At 67.9% G+C, this 25,067-nt stretch carries 23 protein-coding genes; 9 read left to right on the forward strand and 14 right to left on the reverse strand.

What is annotated here, in order from left to right; translation table 11 throughout:
- Positions 1-59: 59 nt before the first annotated feature.
- Entirely contained in the window at positions 60-872 is an 813-nt protein-coding gene (locus AC3ERS_RS32270; protein ID WP_431971919.1) for an SAM-dependent methyltransferase, read from the forward strand.
- 74 nt (positions 873-946) lie between these two features.
- On the opposite strand, the gene AC3ERS_RS32275 is transcribed toward AC3ERS_RS32270, so the two are convergent.
- Positions 947-1,900: a DNA polymerase domain-containing protein gene (locus tag AC3ERS_RS32275; RefSeq protein WP_431971920.1), complete on the reverse strand. Its 954-nt coding sequence runs from the start codon at positions 1,898-1,900 to the stop codon at positions 947-949.
- Positions 1,901-2,277: 377 nt separating this feature from the next.
- Positions 2,278-2,601, reverse strand: a complete 324-nt coding sequence (locus tag AC3ERS_RS32280; RefSeq protein ID WP_431971921.1) for a hypothetical protein — start codon at positions 2,599-2,601, stop codon at positions 2,278-2,280.
- A gap of 467 nt (positions 2,602-3,068) precedes the next feature.
- Between AC3ERS_RS32280 and AC3ERS_RS32285 the strand changes: the two genes are divergently transcribed.
- On the forward strand, positions 3,069-4,553 hold the full coding sequence (locus AC3ERS_RS32285) for an AIM24 family protein (RefSeq protein ID WP_431971948.1): 1,485 nt from the start codon (positions 3,069-3,071) through the stop codon (positions 4,551-4,553).
- An 18-nt stretch (positions 4,554-4,571) separates the two neighbouring features.
- On the opposite strand, the gene AC3ERS_RS32290 is transcribed toward AC3ERS_RS32285, so the two are convergent.
- Positions 4,572-5,330: an ATP-binding protein gene (locus AC3ERS_RS32290; RefSeq protein ID WP_431971922.1), complete on the reverse strand. Its 759-nt coding sequence runs from the start codon at positions 5,328-5,330 to the stop codon at positions 4,572-4,574.
- Between the two features lie 248 nt (positions 5,331-5,578).
- On the opposite strand from AC3ERS_RS32290, the gene AC3ERS_RS32295 reads away from it, so the two are divergent.
- Both AC3ERS_RS32295 and AC3ERS_RS32300 read left to right on the forward strand, forming a co-directional pair.
- Positions 5,579-5,890, forward strand: coding sequence for a hypothetical protein (locus AC3ERS_RS32295; RefSeq protein WP_431971923.1), 312 nt, complete (start codon positions 5,579-5,581; stop codon positions 5,888-5,890).
- 78 nt (positions 5,891-5,968) lie between these two features.
- The gene (locus tag AC3ERS_RS32300; RefSeq protein WP_431971924.1) at positions 5,969-7,618 is read left to right on the forward strand and encodes an alkaline phosphatase D family protein; all 1,650 of its coding nucleotides are present in this window, start codon (positions 5,969-5,971) and stop codon (positions 7,616-7,618) included.
- A gap of 3 nt (positions 7,619-7,621) precedes the next feature.
- Here the strand turns inward: AC3ERS_RS32300 and AC3ERS_RS32305 are convergent, their stop codons facing one another.
- The 3 genes from AC3ERS_RS32305 to sigK all read right to left on the reverse strand — a co-directional run bounded on the left by AC3ERS_RS32305 (position 7,622) and on the right by sigK (position 9,279).
- Positions 7,622-7,795: a hypothetical protein gene (locus AC3ERS_RS32305; protein WP_431971925.1), complete on the reverse strand. Its 174-nt coding sequence runs from the start codon at positions 7,793-7,795 to the stop codon at positions 7,622-7,624.
- A 102-nt stretch (positions 7,796-7,897) separates the two neighbouring features.
- Positions 7,898-8,617 carry an anti-sigma factor gene (locus AC3ERS_RS32310; RefSeq protein ID WP_431971926.1) on the reverse strand — a complete coding sequence of 240 codons (720 nt, stop codon included), beginning with the start codon at positions 8,615-8,617 and terminating at the stop codon, positions 7,898-7,900.
- Entirely contained in the window at positions 8,614-9,279 is a 666-nt protein-coding gene (sigK, locus tag AC3ERS_RS32315) for an ECF RNA polymerase sigma factor SigK (RefSeq protein WP_431971927.1), read from the reverse strand. Before sigK ends, AC3ERS_RS32310 begins: the two co-directional genes overlap by 4 nt.
- 203 nt (positions 9,280-9,482) lie before the next feature.
- Here sigK and AC3ERS_RS32320 point away from each other — a divergent pair, with 203 nt between their 5' ends.
- Positions 9,483-9,701: a hypothetical protein gene (locus AC3ERS_RS32320; RefSeq protein WP_431971928.1), complete on the forward strand. Its 219-nt coding sequence runs from the start codon at positions 9,483-9,485 to the stop codon at positions 9,699-9,701.
- A gap of 151 nt (positions 9,702-9,852) precedes the next feature.
- Here the strand turns inward: AC3ERS_RS32320 and AC3ERS_RS32325 are convergent, their stop codons facing one another.
- The 4 genes from AC3ERS_RS32325 to AC3ERS_RS32340 all read right to left on the reverse strand — a co-directional run bounded on the left by AC3ERS_RS32325 (position 9,853) and on the right by AC3ERS_RS32340 (position 14,575).
- Positions 9,853-11,259: an amidase gene (locus tag AC3ERS_RS32325; RefSeq protein ID WP_431971929.1), complete on the reverse strand. Its 1,407-nt coding sequence runs from the start codon at positions 11,257-11,259 to the stop codon at positions 9,853-9,855.
- Positions 11,260-11,712: 453 nt separating this feature from the next.
- Positions 11,713-13,245: a hypothetical protein gene (locus AC3ERS_RS32330; protein ID WP_431971930.1), complete on the reverse strand. Its 1,533-nt coding sequence runs from the start codon at positions 13,243-13,245 to the stop codon at positions 11,713-11,715.
- The gene (locus tag AC3ERS_RS32335) at positions 13,245-13,883 is read right to left on the reverse strand and encodes a hypothetical protein (protein WP_431971931.1); all 639 of its coding nucleotides are present in this window, start codon (positions 13,881-13,883) and stop codon (positions 13,245-13,247) included. Before AC3ERS_RS32335 ends, AC3ERS_RS32330 begins: the two co-directional genes overlap by 1 nt.
- A 299-nt stretch (positions 13,884-14,182) precedes the next feature.
- Positions 14,183-14,575: a VOC family protein gene (locus AC3ERS_RS32340; protein ID WP_431971932.1), complete on the reverse strand. Its 393-nt coding sequence runs from the start codon at positions 14,573-14,575 to the stop codon at positions 14,183-14,185.
- A gap of 348 nt (positions 14,576-14,923) precedes the next feature.
- Between AC3ERS_RS32340 and AC3ERS_RS32345 the strand changes: the two genes are divergently transcribed.
- Together AC3ERS_RS32345 and AC3ERS_RS32350 are read left to right on the forward strand one after the other, a co-directional pair.
- Complete coding sequence (locus AC3ERS_RS32345) at positions 14,924-15,436, forward strand: hypothetical protein (RefSeq protein ID WP_431971933.1); 513 nt, start codon at positions 14,924-14,926, stop codon at positions 15,434-15,436.
- A gap of 1 nt (position 15,437) precedes the next feature.
- Entirely contained in the window at positions 15,438-16,712 is a 1,275-nt protein-coding gene (locus AC3ERS_RS32350; RefSeq protein ID WP_431971934.1) for an MAB_1171c family putative transporter, read from the forward strand.
- A 205-nt stretch (positions 16,713-16,917) separates the two neighbouring features.
- On the opposite strand, the gene pgfA is transcribed toward AC3ERS_RS32350, so the two are convergent.
- From pgfA to AC3ERS_RS32365, 3 genes are read right to left on the reverse strand one after another with little or no spacing between them, the layout of a single operon-like run.
- The gene (gene pgfA / locus AC3ERS_RS32355) at positions 16,918-17,970 is read right to left on the reverse strand and encodes a cell envelope lipid trafficking protein PgfA (protein ID WP_431971935.1); all 1,053 of its coding nucleotides are present in this window, start codon (positions 17,968-17,970) and stop codon (positions 16,918-16,920) included.
- Positions 17,967-18,134, reverse strand: coding sequence for a DUF2613 family protein (locus AC3ERS_RS32360; protein WP_431971936.1), 168 nt, complete (start codon positions 18,132-18,134; stop codon positions 17,967-17,969). Before AC3ERS_RS32360 ends, pgfA begins: the two co-directional genes overlap by 4 nt.
- 28 nt (positions 18,135-18,162) lie before the next feature.
- Positions 18,163-18,945: an Rv1157c family protein gene (locus AC3ERS_RS32365; RefSeq protein WP_431971937.1), complete on the reverse strand. Its 783-nt coding sequence runs from the start codon at positions 18,943-18,945 to the stop codon at positions 18,163-18,165.
- Between the two features lie 738 nt (positions 18,946-19,683).
- Here AC3ERS_RS32365 and AC3ERS_RS32370 point away from each other — a divergent pair.
- Both AC3ERS_RS32370 and AC3ERS_RS32375 read left to right on the forward strand, forming a co-directional pair.
- The gene (locus AC3ERS_RS32370; protein WP_431971938.1) at positions 19,684-20,553 is read left to right on the forward strand and encodes a class I SAM-dependent methyltransferase; all 870 of its coding nucleotides are present in this window, start codon (positions 19,684-19,686) and stop codon (positions 20,551-20,553) included.
- A gap of 86 nt (positions 20,554-20,639) precedes the next feature.
- Positions 20,640-21,398 carry a thioesterase II family protein gene (locus AC3ERS_RS32375; protein WP_431971939.1) on the forward strand — a complete coding sequence of 253 codons (759 nt, stop codon included), beginning with the start codon at positions 20,640-20,642 and terminating at the stop codon, positions 21,396-21,398.
- Between the two features lie 77 nt (positions 21,399-21,475).
- Here the strand turns inward: AC3ERS_RS32375 and AC3ERS_RS32380 are convergent, their stop codons facing one another.
- The gene (locus tag AC3ERS_RS32380; protein ID WP_431971940.1) at positions 21,476-25,036 is read right to left on the reverse strand and encodes a type I polyketide synthase; all 3,561 of its coding nucleotides are present in this window, start codon (positions 25,034-25,036) and stop codon (positions 21,476-21,478) included.
- Between the last annotated feature and the right edge of the window lie 31 nt (positions 25,037-25,067).

The following is a 25,067-nucleotide window of genomic DNA, read 5'->3' on the forward strand; positions in this document are numbered from 1 at the left end:
CTACCGGTTCGCAACTCGAGCTGACATGATGAGCGTAGTCGAGATGAATTGAGGGCACGGTGGACTCGGAATCGGCAGCTGCCAGGGTGGATGTCAGCAAACCGCACCCGGCGCGCCGGTACGACTACTGGCTCGGCGGAAAGGACAATTTTCCGGCGGACCGGGACTCGGCCGACGCGGTGGCCGAAGCCTTTCCGACCGTCCGGCTCGCCGCGGTGGAGAACCGCAACTTTTTGCGTCGCGCGGTGACGTATCTGGCCGCCGAGGCGGGCATCCGGCAATTCCTCGACATCGGCACCGGACTGCCCACCGCGGGCAATGTGCACGAGATCGCGCAGGGCATCGCACCGGAATCGCGGATCGTGTACGTGGACAACGACCCGATCGTGCTGGTGCACGCCCGCACGCTGCTGGACAGCTCACCCGAGGGCGCGACCGCCTACCTCGACGCCGATCTGCGCGACCCGGATCGGATCCTGACCCACCAGGACCTCACCTGCACGCTCGATCTGACCGAGCCCGTCGCGCTGATGCTGGTGGCCATCATGCACTTCATCACCGACGACGAGGCGCCCTACGGCCTGGTGCGCCAGCTCTGCGAGGCGCTGCCCTCCGGCAGCTACCTGGTGATGACCCACGCCACCAGCGATCACCTCACCGACGAGGACCTCGCCGAGACGAAGCAGGCCAACAAGCGCAGCGGCGTCCCCTTCCAGCTGCGCTCCACCGCCGAATTCCGCCAGTTCTTCACCGGCTTCGACCTCGTCGCGCCCGGCATCACTTCGGTGATGACCTGGCGCCCCGAAGTCTGGCGCGCCCACCCCCGCCCCGAGGCGGTCTCCATGCTCGCCGGCGTCGCCCGCATCCCCTGACTCCCACACACCATTCCCGCGCCTCACAACGCCACCGGTTTTTGTGCGGCGTGCACTGGCCTTGTGGGACGGGTTCAGGAGGTGCGACGAGCCTTGGCGCGGCGTTTGCCTTCGTGCATGGCTTGGACCCTGGCGACGGGGATGGTGTGGCCTTCGGCGATCAGGTCGGCCGGAAGTTGTTGCGGGGCAGGCATTTCGTCGGCCCAAGGGTCGCGGTCGCCGAGGTGGTCCGGGGCGGTGCGGAGGGTGAAATCGGACGGCTTCGCGTCCGCGAGGTCGGCCCAGCCGACCGGGAACGACACCGGGACGCCGGGGCGGATGCGCGGGCTGTAGGTCGCGACCACGGTCGCGCCGCCCGCGCGGGTGGAGTCGAGGAAGACCTTGCCCTCGCGGTCCTCGCGGATGAACGCGGTGGTGGCCAGGCCGGGGTCGAGACGCTCGGCGCGGGCGGCGATCGCCCGGGTGGCGGCAGCGGCGTCCTCGACCGCGGTGCCCGCGACGACCGGGACGAACACGTGCACCCCTTTGGCGCCACTGGTCTTCACCGCACCCGAGAGCCCGTCGGCGGCCAGCGCCGCGCGGATCAGCTCGGCGGCGAGCACGGCGTGGCGAAAGGTCTGACCGGGCGAGGGGTCGAGATCGAGGACCAGATGCGTCGGCCCGGCGGAATAGTCGGCAGTCAGCAGCGTCGGGTGGTACTCGACGGCGCGCTGATTACCGAACCACAGCAGGGTGCGCACGTCGTCGCACAGGGCATAGGTCACCTCGCGGCGGGAGCTCTCGGCCCACAGCGTGGTCCGGGGCACCCACTCGGGGGTGTATTTGGGCAGATTCTTCTGCATGAACGGCTCTTGCCCCGGCCGGATGCGCACCACCGACAGCGGGCGGCCGCGCAGCTGGTTCACCAAGCGGTCGCCGATGAACTCCAGGTAGTCGACGAGATCCCGTTTGGTCGCCTCCGCCCCGTCGAAGAGCGGCTTGTCCAGATTCGTCAGCGTGACGCCCGCGCGCACCTCTTCGCTGCCCATCGCCCCACCCTGCCCGGCGGCCTCGGTGCGGTCAACCCTGTGGGTGGTCGGTGCGGCAGGCGCTGCCGCACGTCCCCGGCACCCCGCGACGAGGGTTACGTTTCGAACTCCCCAGAGAACTTCGTGCCGTCCGGCAGGTTCGCCGGACGGCACGAAACTCGTGTTCAGGAAGCTCCGCACCCACAGTGCGGAACGCTATCTCCTTGGCGGGCAAACAGAATCGAGCGGATTCCCCCGCCGCGCCTACCCCGACGCAGCGGACGAATGATCAAATTCCGGCAAATTCACTGCAATAGCGTGCAATCGCTGATGCTCAGCGGCACGTAGAATCCAGCCCCAAGGGGCAAGGCTGGCGCAGCGGCGAGCTACCGAGAGAATCAGGCGGCGGGCTTGGCCTGGGTCAGCTCGTTGACGCCGGTGATCGCGTCGATGATGTTGACGATGGCGGAGGTGCCGCCGTCGAAGGCCGAGCTGCCGGAGTCGAGCATGCTGGAACCGGCGGACGAGCCGCTGAACGAACCCGAGTCGGCGGAGCCCGAGGCCGAACCGGTGCCGGAGGAGCCCGTGGACGAGTCGGAGGCGACGGGGGTCAGCTCCAGCGGGACGGACTGATCGGCGGAGGCCACCGCGACAGGGCCGAAGAACATGGCGGCGGCAGCGGAGACGGCACCGGCGGTGGCGAGGGCCTTACGAGAGAACATGCGTGGAGCTTCCTTTCACAGATGGATAACGACGCCATCACAGGCGCGCATCAGCAACATTAGGAAAAAGAAAACCACAAATCCACTTTCAATATTGTGCCAATTATCACCGTTAATTCTGGGCTAACAGGGCATTGTGCCGAGGTAACACCATTTGATCTTCATATTCGTGCGAATTCGATGATCAAATTCGGTTGATTTCTCGAATGCGCCACGTATCAGCTTGCGGCGGAGCCGATCTCACAGTGGACCTTCGATTCCGGCACGGCGCGGCCCGAGCCGACGACGCTCTCGGGGTCGCGGCCACGACGACGATCCGGCTCGACTCACCGGACGAGGTGGCGCGCCGCGCGACGGCGCGACACACTCGTGACCATGAGTTCGATGTCATGGCGACGCGGCGCGACGGCGGGCCCGGCGTGACCGCGCTGGCTCGCGGCGAGAACCGGCCCGCACCCGGTGACCGGATGACGGTCACCGTCACCTGCACCGCGGCCGTCGACGTGTCCGCCCTGCTGCTGAACGCCGCGGGCCGGGTGCGCTCCGACGGCGATTTCGTGTTCTTCAATCAGCCGGTCGGCCCCGGCGTCACCTATCGGCACGGGCGCGGCGCGGGCGACATGGTCGACGTGCAGACCTCCGCGTTGCCCGCCGACGTGGACAAGGTCGTGGTCACCGCCAGCCTGGACGGCAGCGGCCCGCGCACCTTCGCGGGCGCCGGCTCGCTCACCGCGACCATAGGATCCGATTCCGGCACGATCACTTTCCCGGTGACCGGGCTCAGCACCGAGGCCGCCGTGGTGTGCGTGGAGATCTACCGCCGCGGCGGTGGGTGGAAGATCCGCGCCGTCGGCCAGGGATACGACGACGGGCTCGCCGGGATCGCCAGGGCGTTCGGCGTGAACGTCGACGACGAGCCCGCCCCGGCGCAACCCGCGCCGCCACCGACCACACCACAGGCCGCCCCGCCACCGTCGTACCCGGCCGGACCACCACCGTCCTACCCCGCCGCACCGCCACCGGCGCACCACCCCGGCGGCAGCCCCGCGCCAGGCGGCTACGGCGCCCCGTCCTCTCCGGCCCCCGCCTACCCGAGCACCCCGGCGGCCGGATACGGAACACCGCCCGCACCGGGTTATCCCCCCGCCGGGCAGCCACCGTCCGGCTCGTTCCCTCCCCCGCAGATGTCGACACCCCAGCAAGGAGCGCTGCCGATGCAGAGCGATCTGTTCAACCCGAGCCACGCCGAGGTCAGCGGCGTCGGGATCCAGAAACAGGGCGGCAAGATGATCAAGGTCGGCCTCGTGGGCGAGGTCATGGCACGCGCCGGATCCATGGTCGCCTACCAGGGCGAATTGCAGTTCCAGGCGCTGGGCTCGGGCGGCATCGGCCGCGCCATCCAGCAGCGGCTGACCGGCGAGGGGGTGCCGCTGATGAAGGTGTCCGGCCGCGGCGATCTGTTCCTGGCCAACTCCGCCGCCGACGTGCACATCATCGATCTCGACGGCAGCGATGGGCTGACCATCAACGGCAGCAACGTGCTCGCCTTCGACTCCACGCTGCGCTACGACATCAAGATGGTCCAGGGCGCGGCAGGCTTCGCCAGCAACGCCGGACTCTTCAACTGCGTATTCACCGGGCGCGGCCGGATCGCCATCACCACCCACGGCACACCGGTGGTGCTGAACGTCGACCAGCCGACCTACGCCGATCCGCAGGCCGCGGTGGCGTGGTCGTCCAGCTTGCAGACCGGCATCAAGCGCAACGACTCGTTCGGGCTCGGCAGGCTCATCGGCCGCAGCACGGGCGAGGGCATCACGCTGGCCTTCTCGGGCCGCGGTTTCGTCATCGTGCAGCCCTCGGAGCTGCCGCCCGGCGGGATGCTCGGCGGCACCGGCGGCGGCCAGCAGGCCGGGCAGAGCGGTGGCGTGCTCGGCGGCCTGTTCGGCTAGGCGCGAACCCTGCCCACCTCACGACAGCAGCGGACGCCCCTGATCCACGAGCGTCGCCCACACCACCTTGCCGACCGGCCAGCGCGGTGCGCACCCCCATGCCCGTGCCAGCGAGGCGACCACGTGCAGGCCGAACCGGGCCGGGTGCCCGGCGGCTGGTTCGCGCAACATCGCCTCGTGCGGATCGGCGTCGGCGACCGCGATCGTGAGCAACCCGTGCTGGAATTCCAGGCACAGCCGTAGTTCGCCGAAGGCGTGCAGCAGCGCGTTCTCCACCAGCTCGGTGGCCACCAGCAGCGCGTCGGTGCGCACCTGACCTACACCCCAGCGATCGCACATGCGGGTCACGAATCGCCGGGCATTCATCGAGGAGATCGTGCTCGGCGCCAGCTCGATCGACGCCTCCCGCCGCGGGGGCGCGTCGGGCAGCGACCGCAGCGCCGCCTCGACCGACTCGAAAGCCGGCACCCGGTGCCTGGCCGCGACGGTTGCCGTCGGGTTCGCGATCCCGTCGGCGACCAGCACGATCGGCACGTGCGGCCAATCGTCGACCCGCACCCGGGCGGACGCGCAGGCCGTCGCCACCGCATCCTCGACCAGGTCGAGGTCGTCCACCGCCACGATCACCGCGCGCGGGTGGTCGATGGCGTAACGCACCAGGTCGTCGCCGAAACGGCGACAACCGTCCCAGTCCAAGACCCCAGTAGGCCGGAGCACGGTGCAACCGGCCAGTTCGGATGGGCGCCACCGCAGTGCGCCGCGACGGAACCCGGACATTCGCTCTCCGCCCACACCGTGCCGCTCGGCGGCGCGCGGGCGGTGGCCTATCCCGCTCACGCCGCCGCGGGCTGCGCCCGCCGGATGCGGTGCGGCTGGTCGAGGCGCTCGGCGATATCGACGAACAGGTTCCGAGTCACGCTGGACTGAGTCATCGCGCACGCCTTTCTCGTCGTCGGTCCATGTCACAGATGGGCTACCCAGCTTCGGACCGTCGTATCGGAAGCCGCGCGTTTCACTCCGGTGCGATGCGCGGCCGTTCGGCATCCGGGTTTCCCGCCGAGTCCGCAGGGCACACGGTCGGCATGGACGACGACAACGAGAAGCGCCCCCACTCCACGGTCACCGAGGACGATCTGCGCCGGCTGCTCGCCGCCGGTCCTGATGCGTGCCTGGTCCTGCTCGAGGGGCGCGTCGAAATCACCGAGGGCGCCCCGGACGGGCTGACCATCGCCAGCCGCGACGAGGTGGCCGGCCGCACCGGAGCCGCACCGGACAGGACCCGGTTGAGCGAAGTGGCGGCGGAACTCTCCAGCGAGATCCGGCTCCAGGGCGCCTGAGGGCGCGGCCTTCCCCGCCGAGCGCTCGCCGCGCGGTCGGCGGACCAGCGCCGTGCGCGGCCCGATGTACCGTGACATATGGACCTGTCTCGTCGGCAGCTGTTGAGATTCGGCGCCGCGGGATCGGCCGCGGTGCTCGTCGGCGCCTCGGCCGCGAGCAGCGGGCGCTTCCGCACACCGCGCTGGTCGGAGGATCCGTTCACGCTCGGAGTCGCCTCGGGCGATCCGACGCCGGACGGCGTCGTCCTGTGGACCCGGTTGGCGCCCGACCCGTTCGCACCCGACGGCCACGGCGGCATGATGAATCACCCGGTGACCGTCGATTACGAGGTCGCCGACGACGAACTCTTCCGCCAGGTGGTGGTCCGCGGCTCCGCCGTCGCGACCCGCGAACTCGCGCACAGCGTGCACCCGGAGATCGACGGACTCGCACCGGATCGCTGGTACTACTACCGCTTCCGCGCGGGCTCGGTGATCTCGCCGGTCGGGCGCACGCGCACCGCGCCGCCGCCGGGGCGCCCGACCGCGCGCATGCGATTCGGCTTCGCCTCCTGTCAGTCGTGGAGTTCCGGCTACTACACCGCCTACGAACACCTGGCCCACGAAGACCTGGATCTGGTGGTGCACCTCGGCGACTACATCTACGAGCGCGCGTGGACCCAAGGCCGCCAAGGGCTTTCGACGGGACCGGAGTTTCAGGACGAGGCCGTCGACCTGCCCACCTATCGGCTGCGCTACGCCCTGTACAAGGCCGAGCAACCGCTGCGCGACGCGCACGCCGCGTTTCCGTGGCTGGTCACCATGGACGATCACGAGGTCGACAACAACTGGGCGGCGAACTCGCCCGGCCTCGGCATCGACATCCACCTCGTCCCCACGCTGTTCCGTCGCCGCCGCGCCGCCGCTTTCCAGGCGATGTACGAACATCAGCCGTTGCGGATCGCCCAATTGCCGCGCGGTTCCGGCATGCATCTGCACCGCCGCTACCGGTTCGGCGACCTCGCGGAGATCACCATGCTCGACACCAGGCAGTACCGGACGCCGCAGGCGTGCGGCGGCAACGTCACCGCCGACTGCGACGAACGCCTCGATCCCGACCGCACGATTCTCGGTGCCAGGCAACGGGATTGGCTGCTGGACGGTTTCGCCGCGTCACCCGCCCGCTGGCAGATCGTCGGCAACCAGGTGGGCATGAGCCAGACCGACACCGATCCCGGGCCGGATCTGAGCGTGTCCACCGACTCGTGGGACGGGTACGTGGCCGACCGCAACACCGTGCTCGGCGCGGCCACGGACCGCGGCGTACGCAACCTGGTGGTGATCACCGGCGACCGGCACCAGAACCACGCCACCCAGCTGCGTCGGGACTACACCGATCCCGAATCACCGGTGGTGGCTTCGGAATTCACGGGCACCTCGATCACCAGCGGGAGCGACGGCGCGGACATGAACGACATCGGCCGACGCCTGCTCGCCGCCAACCCCGACCTGAAGTTCTTCAATGCGCAGCGCGGCTACGTCCGCGTCGAGCTGGATCATGGTATGTGGCGCAACGACTTTCGGGTGGTGCCCTACATCCGGCGCCGAGGTGCGCCCATCCACACCCGCGCGAGCTTCGTCGTGCAGGACGGGGTGCCCGGCGTCCAGGAGGCGTGGCGGCCCGAGCCTCCGGTCGAGCCCGCCCCGGAATCCGACATCAGCGCGGGACCCACCAGGGGAACGCGCTGACCCTCACCGGTGGGCGGCGTCGTACCAGTGGTGCGGTATCGCCCAATCCCGGTGCTGCGCAGGGGCGTCCGCGCCGAGCCATTCGTCGTGGCAGCGGGTCGAACCGCCGACGCTCGCGCCGTACAGCAACAGCCCGCGTACCAGGTGCCGCCACAGGGCGGACATGCGCGCTCGCATCGTTACCTCCTCGGCAGGTGCGGCAGGGCCCGGATTCGGGCCAGAATACGTGCGCGCACCAGGCCGCGGAGGCGAATTCGGCGATCGCGTCCGCGCCGCGGATCAGCCGAGGGCGAGGGTGGTGATCGGCGTGGACGTCGGCTGCGGCGAGCCGTCGGGCGGTTCGATCGTGATCGCCAAGGTGTCGGTCGGCAGGAACCTGGTGACGAACGGCGCGTCCGGCGCGGGCAGTTGCGGCAGCACACCGGCCGAGCGCGGCGTACCGTCCGCCGGCACCAGCCACAGCTGATAGGACTGTCCCCGCACCGGTCCGGCGACCCCGTCGAAGTTGACCGTCGCCGCGCCGAGCTGCGCGGAGGTGGTCACCAGCAGCGCCCCGCCGCCTTCGACCGCCGCCGAGCGGGTCCTGGTGTCGGGCTGTTCGTGCACCAGCTGGGCCGTCACGTCGAGGGTGATCGGTCCGGTGTCGCGGCCCGCGAAGATCACGGCTCCCGTCCCCGCGCCCAGTGCGACGATGAGCGCGGCCGCCGCCGCCAGCCACCGCCACCTCGGACGACGCGACCGCAGATCCGTGGTCCCGTCGATGGCGGACAGGACGGCGATCTCCAGACCGGCGGCGGGCGTGACGCTGTCGACCACCGTCATCGCCGCGACGGTCTCGCGGACGCCGCGCACGGTGTTCTCGAAGGCGGCGGCGGTGGCCGGGTCCGCCGCGCGCACCCGCCGCTCGATGGCCGCACGCTCGTCGGCGTCGACGGCGTCCATCGCATACGGGAAGGCAAGATCGAGCAGGTCCGGGTCGGGAGACTCGGCGTCGATCAACCGGATTCACCTCCGCTCAGGCAGGTCGCCAATCGCCGCAGTCCGTCGCGAATGCGGCTCTTGACTGTGGGCAGCGGGATGTCGAGCTGGTCGGCGACCTCGCGGTAGGTGCGCCCGCTGTAATAGGCCAACGCCAATGCTTCCCGCTGGGTGCTGGTCAGTGTGCCGAGGCACTCGAGCACCGATTCTTCGTCCAGGCGCTGGTCGACCGCCTCGGCGACGATGTCGTGGTCGCGGCCGAGATGGCTGTGGCCGTAGACGATGTCCCGATCGGCGGTGGACTGCTCGGTGCGGACGCGGTCGACCGCGCGCCGGTGCGTGAGCATCATCAGCCAGCCGATCGGACTGGCCCTGGTGCGGTCGTACCGGTCCGCCGTCGACCACGCCTGGAGGTAGACCTCCTGGGTGATCTCCTCGGCCGCGGCCTGGCTGCGCGCGATGCGCACCGCGAGGCCGAAGACGCGATGGCTGGTCGCGCGGTAGAACTCGGTGAAGGCATCCCGGTCGCCCGATCCGATGTCGGCCAGCAAATCCGCGAGCCATCGACTGCGTTCGGCCGCCGCGCCCGCCTCTCGGGTGGAGCATTGCGGGGCGCGCGTCCCATTGTCCGCCGGGGACTGGCGCAGCCGGATCAGGCCGCGCTTCCCCGACTCATCGGACATTCTTCACCTTTTCCCGCATAAGAGGTGCTTCGCTGCCGATCGAAATATGGATGGGTGTGATGCGGGAAAATTTCGCAGCAGACGACCGCCTTCGCTCCTCACCCTCCGCACCTGGTCGGCAGCGGCACTGCCGTACCCCAGCATCGGGGGCGACGGCATTCACGTCGTGTGCGGCGGGGAGTCTCGCCGAGTACTCCGTGTCCATGATGAGAAAAACCATCGCGGGCCTGGCCATCTCCGCCGTGCTCCTCGTCCCTGCGGGCATGGCGTCCGCGGCGCCGCACCAAACGCCCGCTCCCGTAGCCGACAGCGGGTCGGCGTCCGCCGGATCGGCCACCCAATCCCTCTGCCTGCTGCTGCGCATGCTGCGCGCAGGCTACGTCGACAGCTCCGGCGGCGGACCCGCCTGCACCTTCCTGTGAACCTGCGTCCGGCGGGCGCCTGGCGGACCGATCCGTCGGCCCCTCGCCCGCCGGCCGCCACCACCGCAGGCCGCGGCTTCTCGGCACCAGTGCACAACCGACCGGCGCTACACCCGCAGCAGGTCCGTGTTTCCAGCAGCGGGTTACGGCCCTACTTCGACGCGGTGATCCGCGGGAAGGGGTTGTCCGCTTCGAGAAGGTAGCCGATCTCCAGGAGGGTGCGCTCGTCTCCGTATGCGGCGCTGCACATCACGCCTACGGGCAGGCCGTTGTCGCCGAGACCCATGGGCACCGAAATGGCGGGTGATCCGGTGACATTGTTCATCGGTGTGTAGCCGGCGTATCGACGCAAGCGGTCGATGAGTTCGTCGGCGGGCACCGTCGGACTGAGGTAGCCGAGCGGTGGGACGGTGTGGGTGGTGACCGGTGAGAGCACGATGTCGTAGTGGGTGAAGACGCGGTCGTAGACCCGCCTCGCCCGGCGCAACCGGTACAGCGCGGCAGGGCTGCCAACGAAACGTTCGCGGTGGTAGCGCGCCAGCCCCTTGGTCAGATCGTCGAGGGCGGAGCGATCGAACGAGCGGCCGTGCTGAAGCTTGCCGGTCAGCGCCGCCATATGCGCCAGCAGCGCCCAGTACAGCAGGAAATCGTCGGCCTGCTGCCGGGCGAACGGCACGCCCATCTCCTCGATACGATGCCCCGCTTTCTCCAGCGACAGCGCGGCCCGCTCGACGGCCATGCGGCTCTCGGCGTCCGGCTCGTCGCCGGTCCCCGATCCGAGCAGTACACCGGTGCGCAGTTGCCGATCGGCCGGACCCTCGACCAGTCCGATGGGAGCAAGTCTCGGGTTGTGCCAATAGCGTTCGGCCGCAGCGGTATACGCCGCGGTATCACGTACCGTACGGGTGAGCACGCCCTCCGAGACGAGCCTGATCGGCAGCTGACGAGCCTGGGCATTGTCCAGATGCCGGAACCGGCTCGGCTTCAGCGCCACCAGTCCCGCGCACGCAGCGGGAATGCGCAACGATCCACCGCCGTCGTTTCCGTGCGCCACCGGCACCACTCCCGCGGCGACCAGCGCGGCGGCGCCGCCGGAGGATCCGCCCACCGAGTAGTCCGGATTCCACGGGTTGACGGTCGGCACCGCGGTCTGGAACTCGGTCGTCGGGTTGAGCCCGAACTCCGGCATCCGCGTCTTGCCGAGCAGCGTCACCCCGGTACTCAGGAACTGCCGCGTGTACGCGTCGTCGCGCGCGGCGAGCCGGGGGCGGAACGCGACGCTGCCGTGGCGGGTCGGCATCCCGGCCACATCCGCGTTGTCCTTGATCAGCGTCGGTACCCCGTACCACACGCCCGAACGCTTCCGCGCGTAGCGCGGCGGATCGAAGCACTCGTGCTGGATGGCGTGCAACGTCGGCTCCACCCGCTCGGCGCGCACGATCGCCGCCCGGGCCAGTTCCTCCGGGCTCACCTCGCCGGACCGAATCGCCGCCGCCAGCGCGACGGCATCGTGGTCGGCCAGGACGTCATCGGTAAACGCGTGCACACGGTCAGCCATAACAGCGCTCGCAAGGTGGTCTAGGTTCACCGGACCTTAGGTAGACGACTGTCCAGTTTTGCGCCATGTTACGCCCGCACCACCGCGCGCGAGGTACTTCTGGCAGCAATCGCGACCGTACCTGCGGCGGTAGCGCCCGGCCGCAGGACACCGCACGGCCGGGGCTACGGATCGCAGCTACACCGATAGCCCTCGTCGTCGGCGACTTCTACTTCGCGCCGCACGGCGAGAGCAGGAAGACGCCCTATCCGAGATCCGAGGTCGGCGCGGCATGCGCCGTGGCGGGGCTTCGATCCCTCGACCGGGTCCGGTGCGGGGGCCACAACCCCGGTGCGGCCGGTGTCTCCATGTCGAAGTCGTCGACAGTAGGAGGAGAGATGACCGGCACGCCCCGTATCCCGAAGGCCGAACTCAGCGCCAGGCCAAGGGCACTACGAAAGTTGTTCGGCCCGATCAGGATCGGTTCAACGTCAGATCCAACGCGGCGATATGGAACCCGGCATCGGTGACGGCGACAGAAGTATCCGTGAAACGCTTCCCGCCCAGGATGTTTCGCGCGAAATCGCGCGCGGCGGCGGACTGCGCGTCCAAACCCGCGAGCGCATCCGGTGACAGTTCGATGGTCCCGTCGAAATGCCTCGGCTGATCGGTGATCCCCGGCTGCTGCGGCGTCTGGCGCAGTCCGTCGACGGTGTGCAGGATCAGGCCGAGCCCACCGCCATCGCCGAACTCGATCCGAAGCGGAGTCGGGGTCACGGCCACATCGAAGGCGCGCACCCGCGCACTCCATCCCTGCGGCGAGACACCCTGGTAGTCGTACGGCGACGGAGCCGCCAGCGTGTCCGTCGAACGGTCCGTCGGCGAGTTCTCCAGCACGGCCCCCACGAGGGGTCGATCGGTGGCGACGAACGTCCACGACGCGTCGGTGAGGCGCTTCGTCCAGAAACCGTTCCGACCACCGTCGCGACCTTCGACCCGCAGTTCCCGCGCCGACGAGCCGGGACCGGTCTTGTGGACGGAGATGCGGTCGGTGATCTCACCCGGCACCTTCGGCTGTCGCTCCCAGTCCGGCGCGGGCAGCTGAATGGCGGCGTAGCGGTTGTCCACCCGTTCCGCGAGCATGTCCGGAGCCTCGGGCAGTCCGCGCTGATCTTCGTAGGAGTAGCGGAAGAACACCTTGTCGGCGCCGGAGATGTCGAAATCGTAGAGACGCGTGTAGAAGTCGCCGAAACGGTTGACGACGAGGGAGGTCGACGCGCTCGTCGACAGCGCCACCGCCTGGAACCGGCCGCCGTACGGCGTGGCCATCTCGTAGCTGTGATCCACCGGCAGCCACGGGTCGACGTACTGGATGCGCTGTCCGCCGTGGGTGAGCGCGAACACGTGCGACACCTTCGCCCCGCCGACCGGGTGGTCATTGCCCGCCGTGTCCCGCCAGACGTGGTCCTCGTTGGGCGAGAGCACCGACCAGGACCAGGCGAGTGTGCCTGGTGGCAGTATGTTTCCCGGGCCGGTCCACAACGGCGTGCCGTAGCGGCTGCTCCAGTTCCAGTCTCGGGGCGCGCTGAGCGCGTGGTCCATGGTGAAGAACCGGCCGTCGCGGTCTATCGCCATCACCTCGTCGTCGTCGGCGGAGACACCGGCGACTCGACCGGCCAAACAGCCCGGCAGTTCTACGGTGCGCCAACCAGCCTGGGCGGCAGCCTCTTTCACGTAGACATTGCCCTCGCGAGTGGCGAATGTCCAACGCCGATTGAACGACTCCGCGGTGGTGCGGAACCAGACCTGCTCAGGCAGGTCGACGGCGGCCGGAGCCAGCGCCTCCAGACCGGCGGTGGATTCGTCGACCGCGACTTCCGGGCTCCCGACCGTGCCCACCGGCGCACAACCAGGGTCGGCCACGGTCACGGAATGCGTTGTCATCCCGGCGAATACCAGCCCGATGACGGCGATGACGGCGGTGCGCTCGATGGCGCGCCGGGACATCACAGCCACCCCGCAGCGCCGAAAGCGACGAGGGCGATGGCATCGATGCCGAAGATCGCGCCGACGACAAGGGCTTTGGACCGCACGGACGGCAGGTCGTGCACGTAGAAGCACGCCGCGAAGAACGGCACGTAGCCGATCAGCCAGATGAGGAACGGGAAACTCGGTTGCCACCAAGACCATTCCCAGGTGAGCACACCGGCCTTGTTGAGCAGCACCTCGATGCCGACCGCCGCGGCCGAGTTGGCCGCGATGAGAACCGGCCGGTTGGGCAGGCCGAAGATCCGGGTCTCCCGCGGCGGAAGCATCTTCGCCGCCGCGATCCCCATGATCGCGAACATGAAGCAGATCTCGATATTGAGACCGATGAGGATCTGATACGCGGTCGGCCCGGCCGCACCCCACACCGGTGCGCGATCGGTGAAGTGGAAGACCAGCGCGTTCCAGATCTCGTTGAACCAGTCCGCGCCCCACAACGCCAGCCCGGCGAACAGCACATTCCAGTTCCGCCGCTCCACTTCGACGGCGTAGACGTAGATGACGAGCAGCAGGAGCGGGATGACATACCACTTGAACTGACTCGTGAACTGACTCGCATCACGAAGACTCTCGAGCGCCACCCGGCCGGTGTCGGTCACCGACACACCTCCTGCCCATCATCATCGAACCGGGCGAAGTATGTTACAAATCAACACTGAACGTCAACATGTAATCCCGATTGCCTGGACTGGACCTGGTCGGATAACCCCGTCATGCACTGCGGCGAGGAGCTGTCCATGCCTCGATCGGGGACGATCTCGTCGCCAGTTCTGGACCGATCTCCGCTTCCACCAAGCTGTTTCGGCGGCTGCGGCATCGGCCATTCCGACTTCGACCGGAATGGCCGATGGACCGATAGGCCGCACTCGGTGGGAGGTCGCCGGCAGGCTACGGCCCGTCACTCACCTTCCGTACGCGCCAGAGCGGATTCGGAGGACCTGGCGACGTCCATGTCGATCTCCTGGATCTGGACCGTCACGCCGTCCGGATCGACGACCCGGAGGCTGCGGCCGAAGTCCTCGTCGAAGATCTCGTAGTCGTAGCCCCGCTCACGCAACCGGCTCGCGACCACCTCGAGCTTTTCGTCGGTCGCGAACCCCAATTCGACCGATCCGGCCGGGCGGCCCTTCGACACCGAGAAGTCGTGCAACCCGACCGCCCCGGCGCCAGCCGAAAGTTGCGCCCACACATTGACACTCGCGTCCTCGTCGAAAGCGAGACCGAGACCGGCGTAGAACTCGCGGCACGCTTGCACATCCGAGACGTACCTGATCGGCAGAACAGTCAGCATTTCTTTCTCCTTCTCCGGAACGGACGGACCAACTATGGGGCGACACCCGCTCACCACGCCCTCTTCCGCCGGACGAACGCCGGAATCCGACTCCTAGACGACCGACGCGGCGGAATCCGACAGACGACAGCTGCATCCCCTCCCGGCCGGGCCCCGGCTCGGTTACCTGCTGCGCGCGCACTCGCCGGCGGCACCACGTTATGTCGGCGGTGTGTCCACGGCCGGAGAAACACCTTGTAGGTGTCCAGCATTTGCCTGCGAAATAGACTGTCCACCAGCATGCTCCGCAGGCGACTACGCCCACCGCAATATCGGCATAGGTCACCGTGATCAACGAGGGAAGGCGTCATGGAGGATCTCGCCGCGCGATTCGAGGAACTGGGTCGCCTGGTACCGATCCCCCACCCATGGGACATAACGGAATACATCGCGCGGGTGGCAGAGTATCGGGGACGGCCGATCACGTTGTGCCCGATCGACGTCGGCGCACTCTCGGGGAACGGATGCGGCACCGGAAGTGGCCTGTGGATCGCCCGGGAAGACGACGACGTGATCATGTACGGAGCCGACACCGAATGGCATGCCGATCACATCATCGCCCACGAGATCGGTCACATGCTGCTCGGCCACGGGGGGACTGCGAGCCGTCCCGGTGGCGCCGCGGCTGATCTGTCGTTGCGCGAATTGATGCCCTCGCTGTCGCTGGAATCCATCCGCAGCGTACTGCGCCGCCAAGACTACGGCAGCGAGCGCGAGCACGCCGCCGAGACCTTCGCCGACCTGCTGCTGGTCGAAGCGATGCTGCCGAAGCGGTCGGCGAGCCGGTTCCGCTCGACGTTCTTCCGAAACCGGTACCGCTGAGATGACCTCCCCGATCCCGGGTCTGTTCGCCTGGCCCGTCCTGACATGTATGACGTTGGTGCTCGCCGGTCGGTGGTGGCTGTTGCGGGACAGCATCGTCGACCGGCTCATCAACCGCGCGCTCGTCGCCGGTCTCTTCGAATACCTGTTGCGGGAGGCATGGTTCGAACAGTCACTGGCTTGGCTGCTACCCGGCGACGACAGCGACGTGGTGAACATCGCCCGACAGCTCTCTCTGGGAGCAACCGTGTTAGCCGTCTCGAATATCTACGGCTTTGTCAAGTTGTGGGCCGGCGCCGATCCCGCCCACACGTGGCGCAGGCAGTGGCGCTATTACCTCGTCGCGATCACCGCCACCGCCGTCATCCTGATCGCAGGGACGCCCGCCCGCAACGCCGACCAGTTGATCGACCAAGCCCTCGGCTGGCCGGCTGTCGTGGTCTGGGTCGCGTTTTCCCTGCCACTCGGCGCTACAGCCCTGCTCGGCTGCCGGGTAAGTGTGCGCGAGATGCGCGCCGCAGGCGCCACCACCTGGCAGGAACGTGCACTGTACACAGCGCTCCTGGGCACCATAGTCGGCCTGGGGGCCATAGCAGTCGTGTACCCGCTCGAGGCCGCCATCAGTGTCATGACAGGCCAACCGTCATTCGATCCCGAGATGCACTGGAAAGCATGGAGCGGCTTCTTACTCTCGGCAGTCGGCGCTGCCGCCGTGGTCACGGTGCCGCTGATCAGCACCCTGCTCACCCACATCGGATGGGACCGCACCGGCCGATATTGCCGCCGCCTGCAGCCGATGTGGGCCGATCTCACCGCAGCCATACCCGAAATCGTCCTGGAGATGCGGCGCGACCACCACAGCCGAACAGACCCGGCCATCCGCCTGCACCGCATGACGGTCGAGATCCGCGACAGCCTGCTGCATCTCAAGCGCTACAGCGACAGCCCTGACGATCTGGCCGCCACAGCCGGGGACCCACATATCTATGCCCGCCACATCGCCGAGGCCATTGTCACCAAAGCTGCCGGGCACCCCCCGAGCACGAGCCGGTTCACGCCCCGACACCAAGTCCAGCCGGGCGCACGGGACCTCACCGCGGAGCTGCGCCAGCTACTCGCACTCGCCAAGGCATGGCCACACGCCCGCCGCCTGACCACCACCATCGACCATGGTCCCCAGCCGACTCGGCCGCTGACTGGATGCGCAGATCGAGCGGATTCCCCACCCGCCCGGTCACCGCACTCCGGCGATTCGGCGGTGTACCAGCGCTGTTGAGCTACACATCGACGCCCCGATGCATCTTCGAGCCACGATTCGGCAGTTGACGTCGATCGGCCTACCTGAAGCGTTCGTGCCTGCGCAGCAGGCAGAACCGGAGCCGGACCGCCGGCCTGCCGACGGTTCGGAACTGGAAACACCTCGGCCTCCGGTGTGGGACACGGGAGGCCGAGATGGTGGAGCTATGTGGTCATAGGTTCCGCTAGAACCTTTCGGTTCGGCGGCCGACCGGGCGGCCGCGGGATGCGCCACTCAGGACGCCGAGGACGCTGCCTGCGACGAGGGCGATAGCGCCCAGGATCGCCAGGGCGATGGGGAGGGTCTGGCTGAAGAGGGTGAGTCTGTCGAGACTTTCCTGGGTGACGGCCAGCTGGGATTCGATGGTTTTTTCGTCGAAGACGATGTGGGACTTGAGCGCGGTGACGTCGACCCGGTCCGCGCTGCGACCGTAGAACAGATGAATCTGCTCGCCGCCCCTGAGGACGGCTCCGGTCTTCGGCTCGACCCACAGGTCGCGGGTGTTGGTGTAGAAGCGGGTCATCGTGACCGGCTCCTCGCCTTCGAGGCCCCACTTAGTGGCGGGGAGGGTGAGCTTGTTGGTCGGCGCCTGCACGACGTCCCACATGTTCGTGACCGGGATGGTCTGGCGGAAGTGATAGACCGGCACGCCGTTGATCTCGGACTCGTCGACGTACTCGATGTCGTAGGTGGCGCGGGCGTTGAGATCGAAGTAGGGGTACGACTTCTTCTCGGTGCCGATCGGGAAGCGGTACTGCAGACCGGCGCGCCGCAACGGGTCGGCCACCGAGGCGCCCGTCCTGTCGACGGAGACGGCGATGGAACCGTTGGGAGACATCGGAACCGGCTCGCCCGTCTTGCGATCGATGGTGACACGGTCGATCGAGGCGGTGAGCAGGCCGGTGTCGCCCTCACGGTCGTCACGACGCAGCGTCTGGCCCGCCTGCAGCGTCATCTGGTCGGCGTCGGAGGGCTCTTCGACGGTGACGAAGCGCTGCGAGACGATCGGCACGTTCGTGTCGATCTTGGCCGAGCCCTCCGGCGAAGTCAGCGACCTCGAGTCCAGCACGAGGCTTTCCTCGCCAGGGACGCTCTTGGCGATCGTGGTGATCCGCAAGTCCAGCGGCGTCTTGGCCACCTTGCCGACGGTGTAGCTGGGAATCATGACCGCTGCCACGAGCAGCAGCGCGCCGAGGCCGACGAGGAAGCAGGCGATGGTCCTGCGCCCGTTCCTCATCGGCTGCCGTACGGCGTGTTGGCCAGCGACGAACCCGGGTCAGCGGTCGTCTCGCGCGACGGGATCGAATTCTGTTGCGCGCCAGTGGTGATGCCTAGCACGGCGATCACCCCCAGAATCGCGCCGGCCAGCCCGCTGACCAAGCCGGGAGCGGCGAATTTCATAGAACTAACTCCAATACGTTGCGTCGACTCAGGCGACGGTGAAGAACCCGAGGGTCGGCGCGAAGGTGCAGGTACGAGCGCCGGAATCGGCGGTCGTCGTGGTGAGCGAGCCGGAGATCACCGCGGCGACGCGCCCCGAGCCGGTGTCGGCCAGTGCCGACAGCGTGGCGGGACCGTCGGCGTTGAGCTCCGACTCGTTGGTGAGCGGCTGGACACCCGAACGACGGTTGTCGAGGTTGACCCACTGCACAGTCAGCGGCGTATTTTGCACGACCGCAGGGGATTTGGTGCCAAGCGCGGTGAAGACGAAGCCGGTCTGGCCTGCCTTCGGCCCCGGCGGCGGCAGTTCGGCCGGGCCGGGGACGGCCAGGGCGGCGCCGACGGAATCGGAGCTCGGGCCGATGCAGCCCTTGCCGATGGTCGGGTAGAGGAACTGGGCGATCCGCGGACCGTCCGACGGCGGGAGCTCGGGGCCACCGCCACCGCTACCGTCGAGGAACGTGATGACCCTCTCCAAGGTTGCCTTGACCTGCGCGGGGATGCCGGGCGTGGCGAGCAGGACCCGCGCCTGGGCAAGAATCGCGGCTTGTCCGCCGTCTGCGATGACGCCGGGGGCGGAGATGGCGCTGACGATCGTCGGCGCCAGGGCGGCCAGCGTCTCGGAGGGGACGTTCTCCGCGATCGCCGGAACGGCCTGCTGTGCCGCAGCAGGCCGTGGCGCTGCCATGGTCGGCGTCGGTGCGACGAGTGCAGCGCTCGCCGCTAATACGAGAGCAGACAGAGCGGTCCGCGATCCTCGGGTGGGCAGCATTGGTCAGCCGTCCTTCTTTCTGTGGGATAGGTGGAGCAACCCAGAAATGTCAGTGAGATCCCGGGCCACGCGCTCCCTCGCCGAGGTGCGCGGCGGCCGAACCGAAACGTCGACGGCTCGGCTCGATGGGTGGGGCGGACGCCGCGAAAGCGAGCCCACGTCCCGCGCGGGTGAGGTGACCGGCCGTACCCGACATCGTCGACAACGGCGCGGAATTCATTGTGGACATCTCGCCTTCCTTCCCGCCGCTGCTCGAGCCCCAGCGCACCATGATGAAACAGCATCCGACCCGTCTCGAGCCAGCGTTTCGTGCGATCCAGAAAGTTATCGGCAATACTTTGTGATTAACCACAGTCGCTGCCGATCTACTGACGGGTACGAACGGGCGCTGGCCGCGATGGGCTGTGACAACCCCGAACCGCGCAGAGAACCCCGAGATCAACCGGCATCGCCGACGCCGCCCGACCAACTCGGACCACACTGGGAACGTTCACAACGCCATCAGGTTCAGCCGACCTTCGGCAGAAGACCGGATCCCGGCTCAGTAGCCTCAGCGGCCCGCTGCCGGATCGCCGCCGAACGAACGCACCGGCCGGTGTTGCTGCCGCCGCGAGCGCGAGCATGCCTGCGGACGCGTGTGGCCGGCCGCGGCGTTTCCGGGAGTTGGGCACCGCTGGCCAGCACTTCTGGCAATCCGACCATTGAGCATCGTCTCGCTCGCTGTGCAAGACTGCTCCGGTGGCCGAAACCGCTGAACTAGTTACCAACGTTTCCGACACCGCCCGTTGGGTGGCCGCCTTCCGCGCTGTCGAATCCGCCCGCCCCGACGCCCTTTTCCGCGATCCCCTCGCGGACCGGGTCGCTGGTGAGCGGGGCCGCGCCATAGCCGGCCGCACCCCGCTCTTGATGCACAACGGCTGGAATCTGGTCACCCGGACCAAACTCATCGACGACCTGATCATGAAGACCATCGAGCAGGGCTGCGATCGGGTGCTCAATATGGCCGCAGGTATGGATACCCGACCGTACCGGCTCGATCTGCCCTCCGAATTCCCTTGGATAGAGGCGGATCTCCCCGCGTTGGTCGACGAGAAGAACGAGCTGCTTGCCGGGGAGTCGCCGCGCTGCGCGCTGACCCGCACGGCGGTGGATCTCGCCGATCCCGCAGCGCGGCAAAAGTTTCTGGACGAGGCCCTCGCGGGTGCGCAGCGAGCGCTGGTGCTCACCGAGGGTCTGATCTACTACCTCGCCGACGACGAGGTCATTGGCTTGGCTGCCGCGCTGGCTCGCCCTGAAATCGCTTGGTGGGCATTGGATGTCAATAACAAAGCGATCTTCAAGCGAATGAGTAAGGCGACCACCGAACTGCTGGCCAACGCCCCATGGCAGTTCGGTCCGGTCGATCCGCTGCGCTTTTTCGCCGACCTCGACTGGACGGCCGACGAGGTGGAAGCTCTGGCCTCGGCGGCGCACCGGTTCCACCGGCTGCCCTGGTTCATGAAGCCGATGACGCTCTTCCCGCAACCGGATCCCCGCAAGCCGATCCAAAATGCTTGGCAGCCTTGGAGTTCGGTGGTGCGGCTCAGGCACACACCGGCGAGCAGCTAGCTCGCGAGCCCTAGCCCTCGAGGCGCACCACCGCCGGCACCCGGCGGTGGTGCGTATCCGTGCCATAACGAAAGGCTTCCCGCCCCATGGGTAATAGCTGGCTACGTCGCCTGTCCCCCTCCCCCGGAGGTGGATCCCACAAGTTGTTCTGCTTTCCGCACGCCGGCGGCTCCGCCATCTCTTTCGGACCATTGGCCAAGTGCATCGGATCCGAATACGACGTTCTCGCTGTCCAGTATCCGGGACGACAAGACAGAAGGCATGAACCGCTCGTGGGTAGCATTTCAGGCCTCGTCGACGGCCTGCTTCCCGAGCTGAGAGAAGCTGTCGAGGACGCCGAGAATTTCTCCATATTCGGGCACAGCATGGGATCTGTCGTAGCTTTCGAGGCATGCAGGCGACTCGAGCGGGAATTGGGAGCGAGCGCGCGGGTCCTGTTCGCCTCCGGTCGGCGCGCGCCTTCGGCGGCGCAACCTGAACTGCGAATGCATCTGCTGAGTGATCGAGAACTCTGTGATCACCTACTGCAGTTCGGCGGTACACCAGCGGCGCTGCTCGAGGATCCCGAATTCCGAGAGCTGATCCTGTCCATCGTCAGGAACGACTACCGAGCCATCGAGACTTACGAGTGCAGTACGGACGCGATGGTCAGCAGCCCTATCGTCGCGATTGCCGGCGATCGTGACCCCGATGCGAGTCTCGCGCAAATCGAGGTATGGGGCTCGCACACCTCTGGAAGCTTCTCAGCGAGACCATTTCCGGGCGGTCATTTCTTCATCGATGCGAATTGCCAAGCAGTAGGGCAGCTGATCCGCGATCACTGCGCTCGAGCGCTGTCGAGCTGATCCAGCACGTCGACCGCACCTCTACCGCGTTCGACAGGCCCGACCGGGTGGGCAAGTCGCCCACCCGGTCGTTGTTCCTAGCTCTCGAGCCAATCCTCGATCGCTTCGGCGACATCCGCAGAGCCGTCCTCCAGGATCGTGATGTGGTCAGCCTGTACCGAAACAACGGTATGCGTCGAATCCCACGGTTCGGCCTGCCAGTTCACGCGATCCGATGAGCTCCCCAGGAAGTTCTGGGCGCACTGGATGAACAACGTCGGCGTGGCGACGGAGCCGGGCACCATCTCCTTCAGGAGCTGCACATACCGGCCCATCCCGGTCAGCCGGGCCTGATCGAAGCGACCGAACGTACCCTCCGCCGACACCATGTGTTCGAACATCGCCCGAAGCAGCCATTCACTGTCGTCGTTCACCTTGTAGGTGTCCACCATGACCACCGCGGCGGGCGCTGGGCCACCAGCCGCTTCCATGTGCTCGGTGACGAGGTAGGCCAACAGGCCGCCCGAGGAGTATCCGACCAGAACGAACGGATCTCCCTGCGCCGCCTCCAAGACGGAGCGCGCCACTGCTTCCGCCGCCGCCGCCGGCGTTGTCGGCAGTGGCTCTCCCGTCCGGCAACCGATCGGCGGCAGCGCCAAAACGTCACGGGCAGTTCGCAAGTGCGATGCGATCCGGGCGTACTGATGCGCGCCGCCGGTGGCCAGAGGCGGAGCGAGGCAAATGATGCGTGGCCGGGTGGAACCCGTGGCGATTCGCGTGGGCACCGGCAGTCGATCCAGTTCGTGGGCCGACGAGAACTGCTCGCGCAGCTCCGCCGCCGCCCGCAACAAAGCGAAACCCTTGTCGGCCTGGCCGGACGCTACCGCGCCACGGAACATCCCGTACAACGAGTCGTCCGCACCACCTGGTTCGTGGTCGGTTCGTGAGTCTGCGGTGAGCTCCTTCTGCAGGTATCGGGCCAGTGCCGCCGGCGTTTTGTGATCGAAGATCGCGGCCGTCGGCAGCGTCAGGCCGGTGGAAGCGTTGAGGGCGGTTCGCAACTCCATGGCAGCCAGGGAGTCGAACCCCGATTCGAGGAAGTCCCGCTCGGGATCGAGTGCCTCAGCGCTCTCATGTCCCAGCAGTCTCGCCGCGTTCTCGAGGATGTGCGCCCGGAGCCACTGTTCCTGTTCTGGCTCGGACAGTTGTGCCAGTCGCCTGCGGACCGCACTCGCATCCTGTGTTCCAGCGCTCTGCCGCCGCCCGGTCCGCTTGGCCAAGTCGCGCAGCAGCGCGGGCACCGCGTCCTGAGCACGCAACGTGGCAAGGTCGATCTCGACCGGAACGTGCACCGGACGGTCCGTGGACAATGCCGCGTCGAACAGCTCGAGCGCCTTGTCGGCAGCCAGTGGCGGCAGACCTTGGCGGCGCATACGCTGCCGGTCGGCCTCACTGAGCCACTGCGAGAGTCCGGTTTCGATGTCCCACAGACCATAGGCGAGCGAGGTGGCCGGCAAACCTTCGACACGACGGTGGGTCGCGAGCGCGTCGAGGAACAGATTGGCCGCCGCATAGCCGCCCTGACCTGCGGGCAGTATCAAGCCTGCCACCGAGGAGATCATCACGAAGGCGGACAGCCCGGCGTCACGGGTGAGCTCGTGCAAGTACCAGGCGGCGTCGGCCTTGGCACCGAGGGAGTAGTCGATCTGCTCCGGCGTCAAGGTATCGACCAGCCCGTTGTAGGCAACACCAGCCACGTGGACGATCGCGCCGAGCGGATGCTCCGCGGGTATCGAGGCCAGCAGGTCTCGCAGCGCATCACGGTCCGTGACATCGCAGGCAACTACGCGAACCCGGGCGCCGAGAGCATCGAGTTCCTCGATGAGATCCTCGGCGGCTGCTGGTCCGCGCCTGCCTGCCAGCAGCAGGTGCCGCACACCGTGCGCGTTCACCAGGTGCTTGGCGAGGTGGCTACCGATCCCGCCGGTACCACCGGTGATCAGCACGGTCCGCTCGGAATCCCAGGGTGCCTGCCGCTCCGATTCGGGCGACGCGGCACGAGTGAGCCGCGGCACCCGTGCCCCATCCGTGTGGACAGCCAGTTCCGGTTCGCCCGACATCGCCGCGGCGACAAGATGATCCGTCGCTGTCTCCGCGTGAGCCTCGATGAGCACGATCTGCCCTGGGTTCTCCGCCTGCGCGGCGCGCACCAGACCCCACACCGCGGCCGCGGCCGGATCGGTGGAGTCGGTGATCACCGCCAGAGTGCTTGCGGCATAGCGTTCTTCGCGCGCGAACTCCTGGATGACGCCGAGCGTGCGGTGCAAGGCCGTGCGCAGCCGGACCGGCACTTCCACGCCGTCGACCGGGGGCCGGAAGAGCGAGACCGAGGCCGACTCCGCCGCACCCCACTCGGCCCAGGAGACGCCTGCCACGGATCGCAGCTCCGGACCGGGCCGCCAAGCGACCTCGTACAGCGAGTCCCGCGAAGACCGGGTCGCGGCCGAGAGCAGGTCGGCGGACAACGGGCGCAACGCGAGGGACCCTACGGAAAGCAGTGGCGCGCCATCGGAATCGGCCATCGCCAGGGCAACTGTCCCCTGATCCGACCAGGTCAACCGAACCCGCACCCGCCGGGCGCCGTCGGCGTGCAAACGCACCGAAGACCAAGCGAAGGGAACGAGCGTCGGCCGCTCGGTGTCCTCGTCCACGCCCCGCCGAAGTCCGAAGGGCAGTGCGTGCATGGCCGCGTCGAGCAGTGCCGGATGTATGCCGTAGCCCTGGGTAGCGGTCTGCTCGGGCAGAGCAATCTCCGCGAAGAGATCCTCGCCTCGGCGCCAAAGTGCCACCAGCCCTTGGAAAGCCGGCCCGTAGTTGTATCCGTTGTCGGCGAGCTCGTCGTAAGCGCCTGCCAAACCGATCTCGGAAGCACCGGCCGGTGGCCACTGAGCGAAGTCGGCCAAGACTTCCGGTTCGTCGGACTCTCCGCTCGGGCTCACGGTGCCTTGCGCATGGTGCGCCCACGGGACCGACGGATCGTCCTCGTCACGGCGCGAGTAGATGTCGAGCCGTCGGCGACCGGACTCGTCACCGTCACCGACGATCACCTGGATCTGTACTCCGCCATGCCCTTGGAGCACGAGCGGCGCGAGAAGAGTGAGCTCCTCCAGTTCCGGACAGTCGACCTGGCCTCCGGCGTAAACGGCCAGCTCGACGAATCCGGTGCCGGGCAGCAGCACGGTACCGAGCACGTCATGATCGGCCAGCCAGGGATGGGTGACCGTGGACAGGCGGCCGCTGAATCTGGCGCCCCCACTCTCCGGCTGCGCCATCAATGCGCCCAGCATGGGGTGCTCGGTGGACCGCAGACCGAGCGCATGTGCCCCGCCTGTGTGCAGCGGGCCCGTGACCCAGAAGCGGCGGCGCTGGAAGTTGTATGTCGGTAGGTCTACCTTCGTGGCTCCGGCGCCGGCGTAATAGCTCGTCCAATCCACCGCCGAACCTGTGACGTGCAACCGGGCGAGACCCGTCAGCATGGTCGCGGGATCCGCACTGTTTCGTCTGGTCAGAGCGATTGTGGTCGCGCTGTCGAGGGTCTGGGCGATCATCGGGGTCAGCACCGCGTCGGGCCCGACCTCGGCAAACCGGGTCACACCCATCCCTGCCATCGTGGCGACCGCATCGGCGAAG

This window comes from Nocardia sp. bgisy134, from assembly GCF_057708325.1.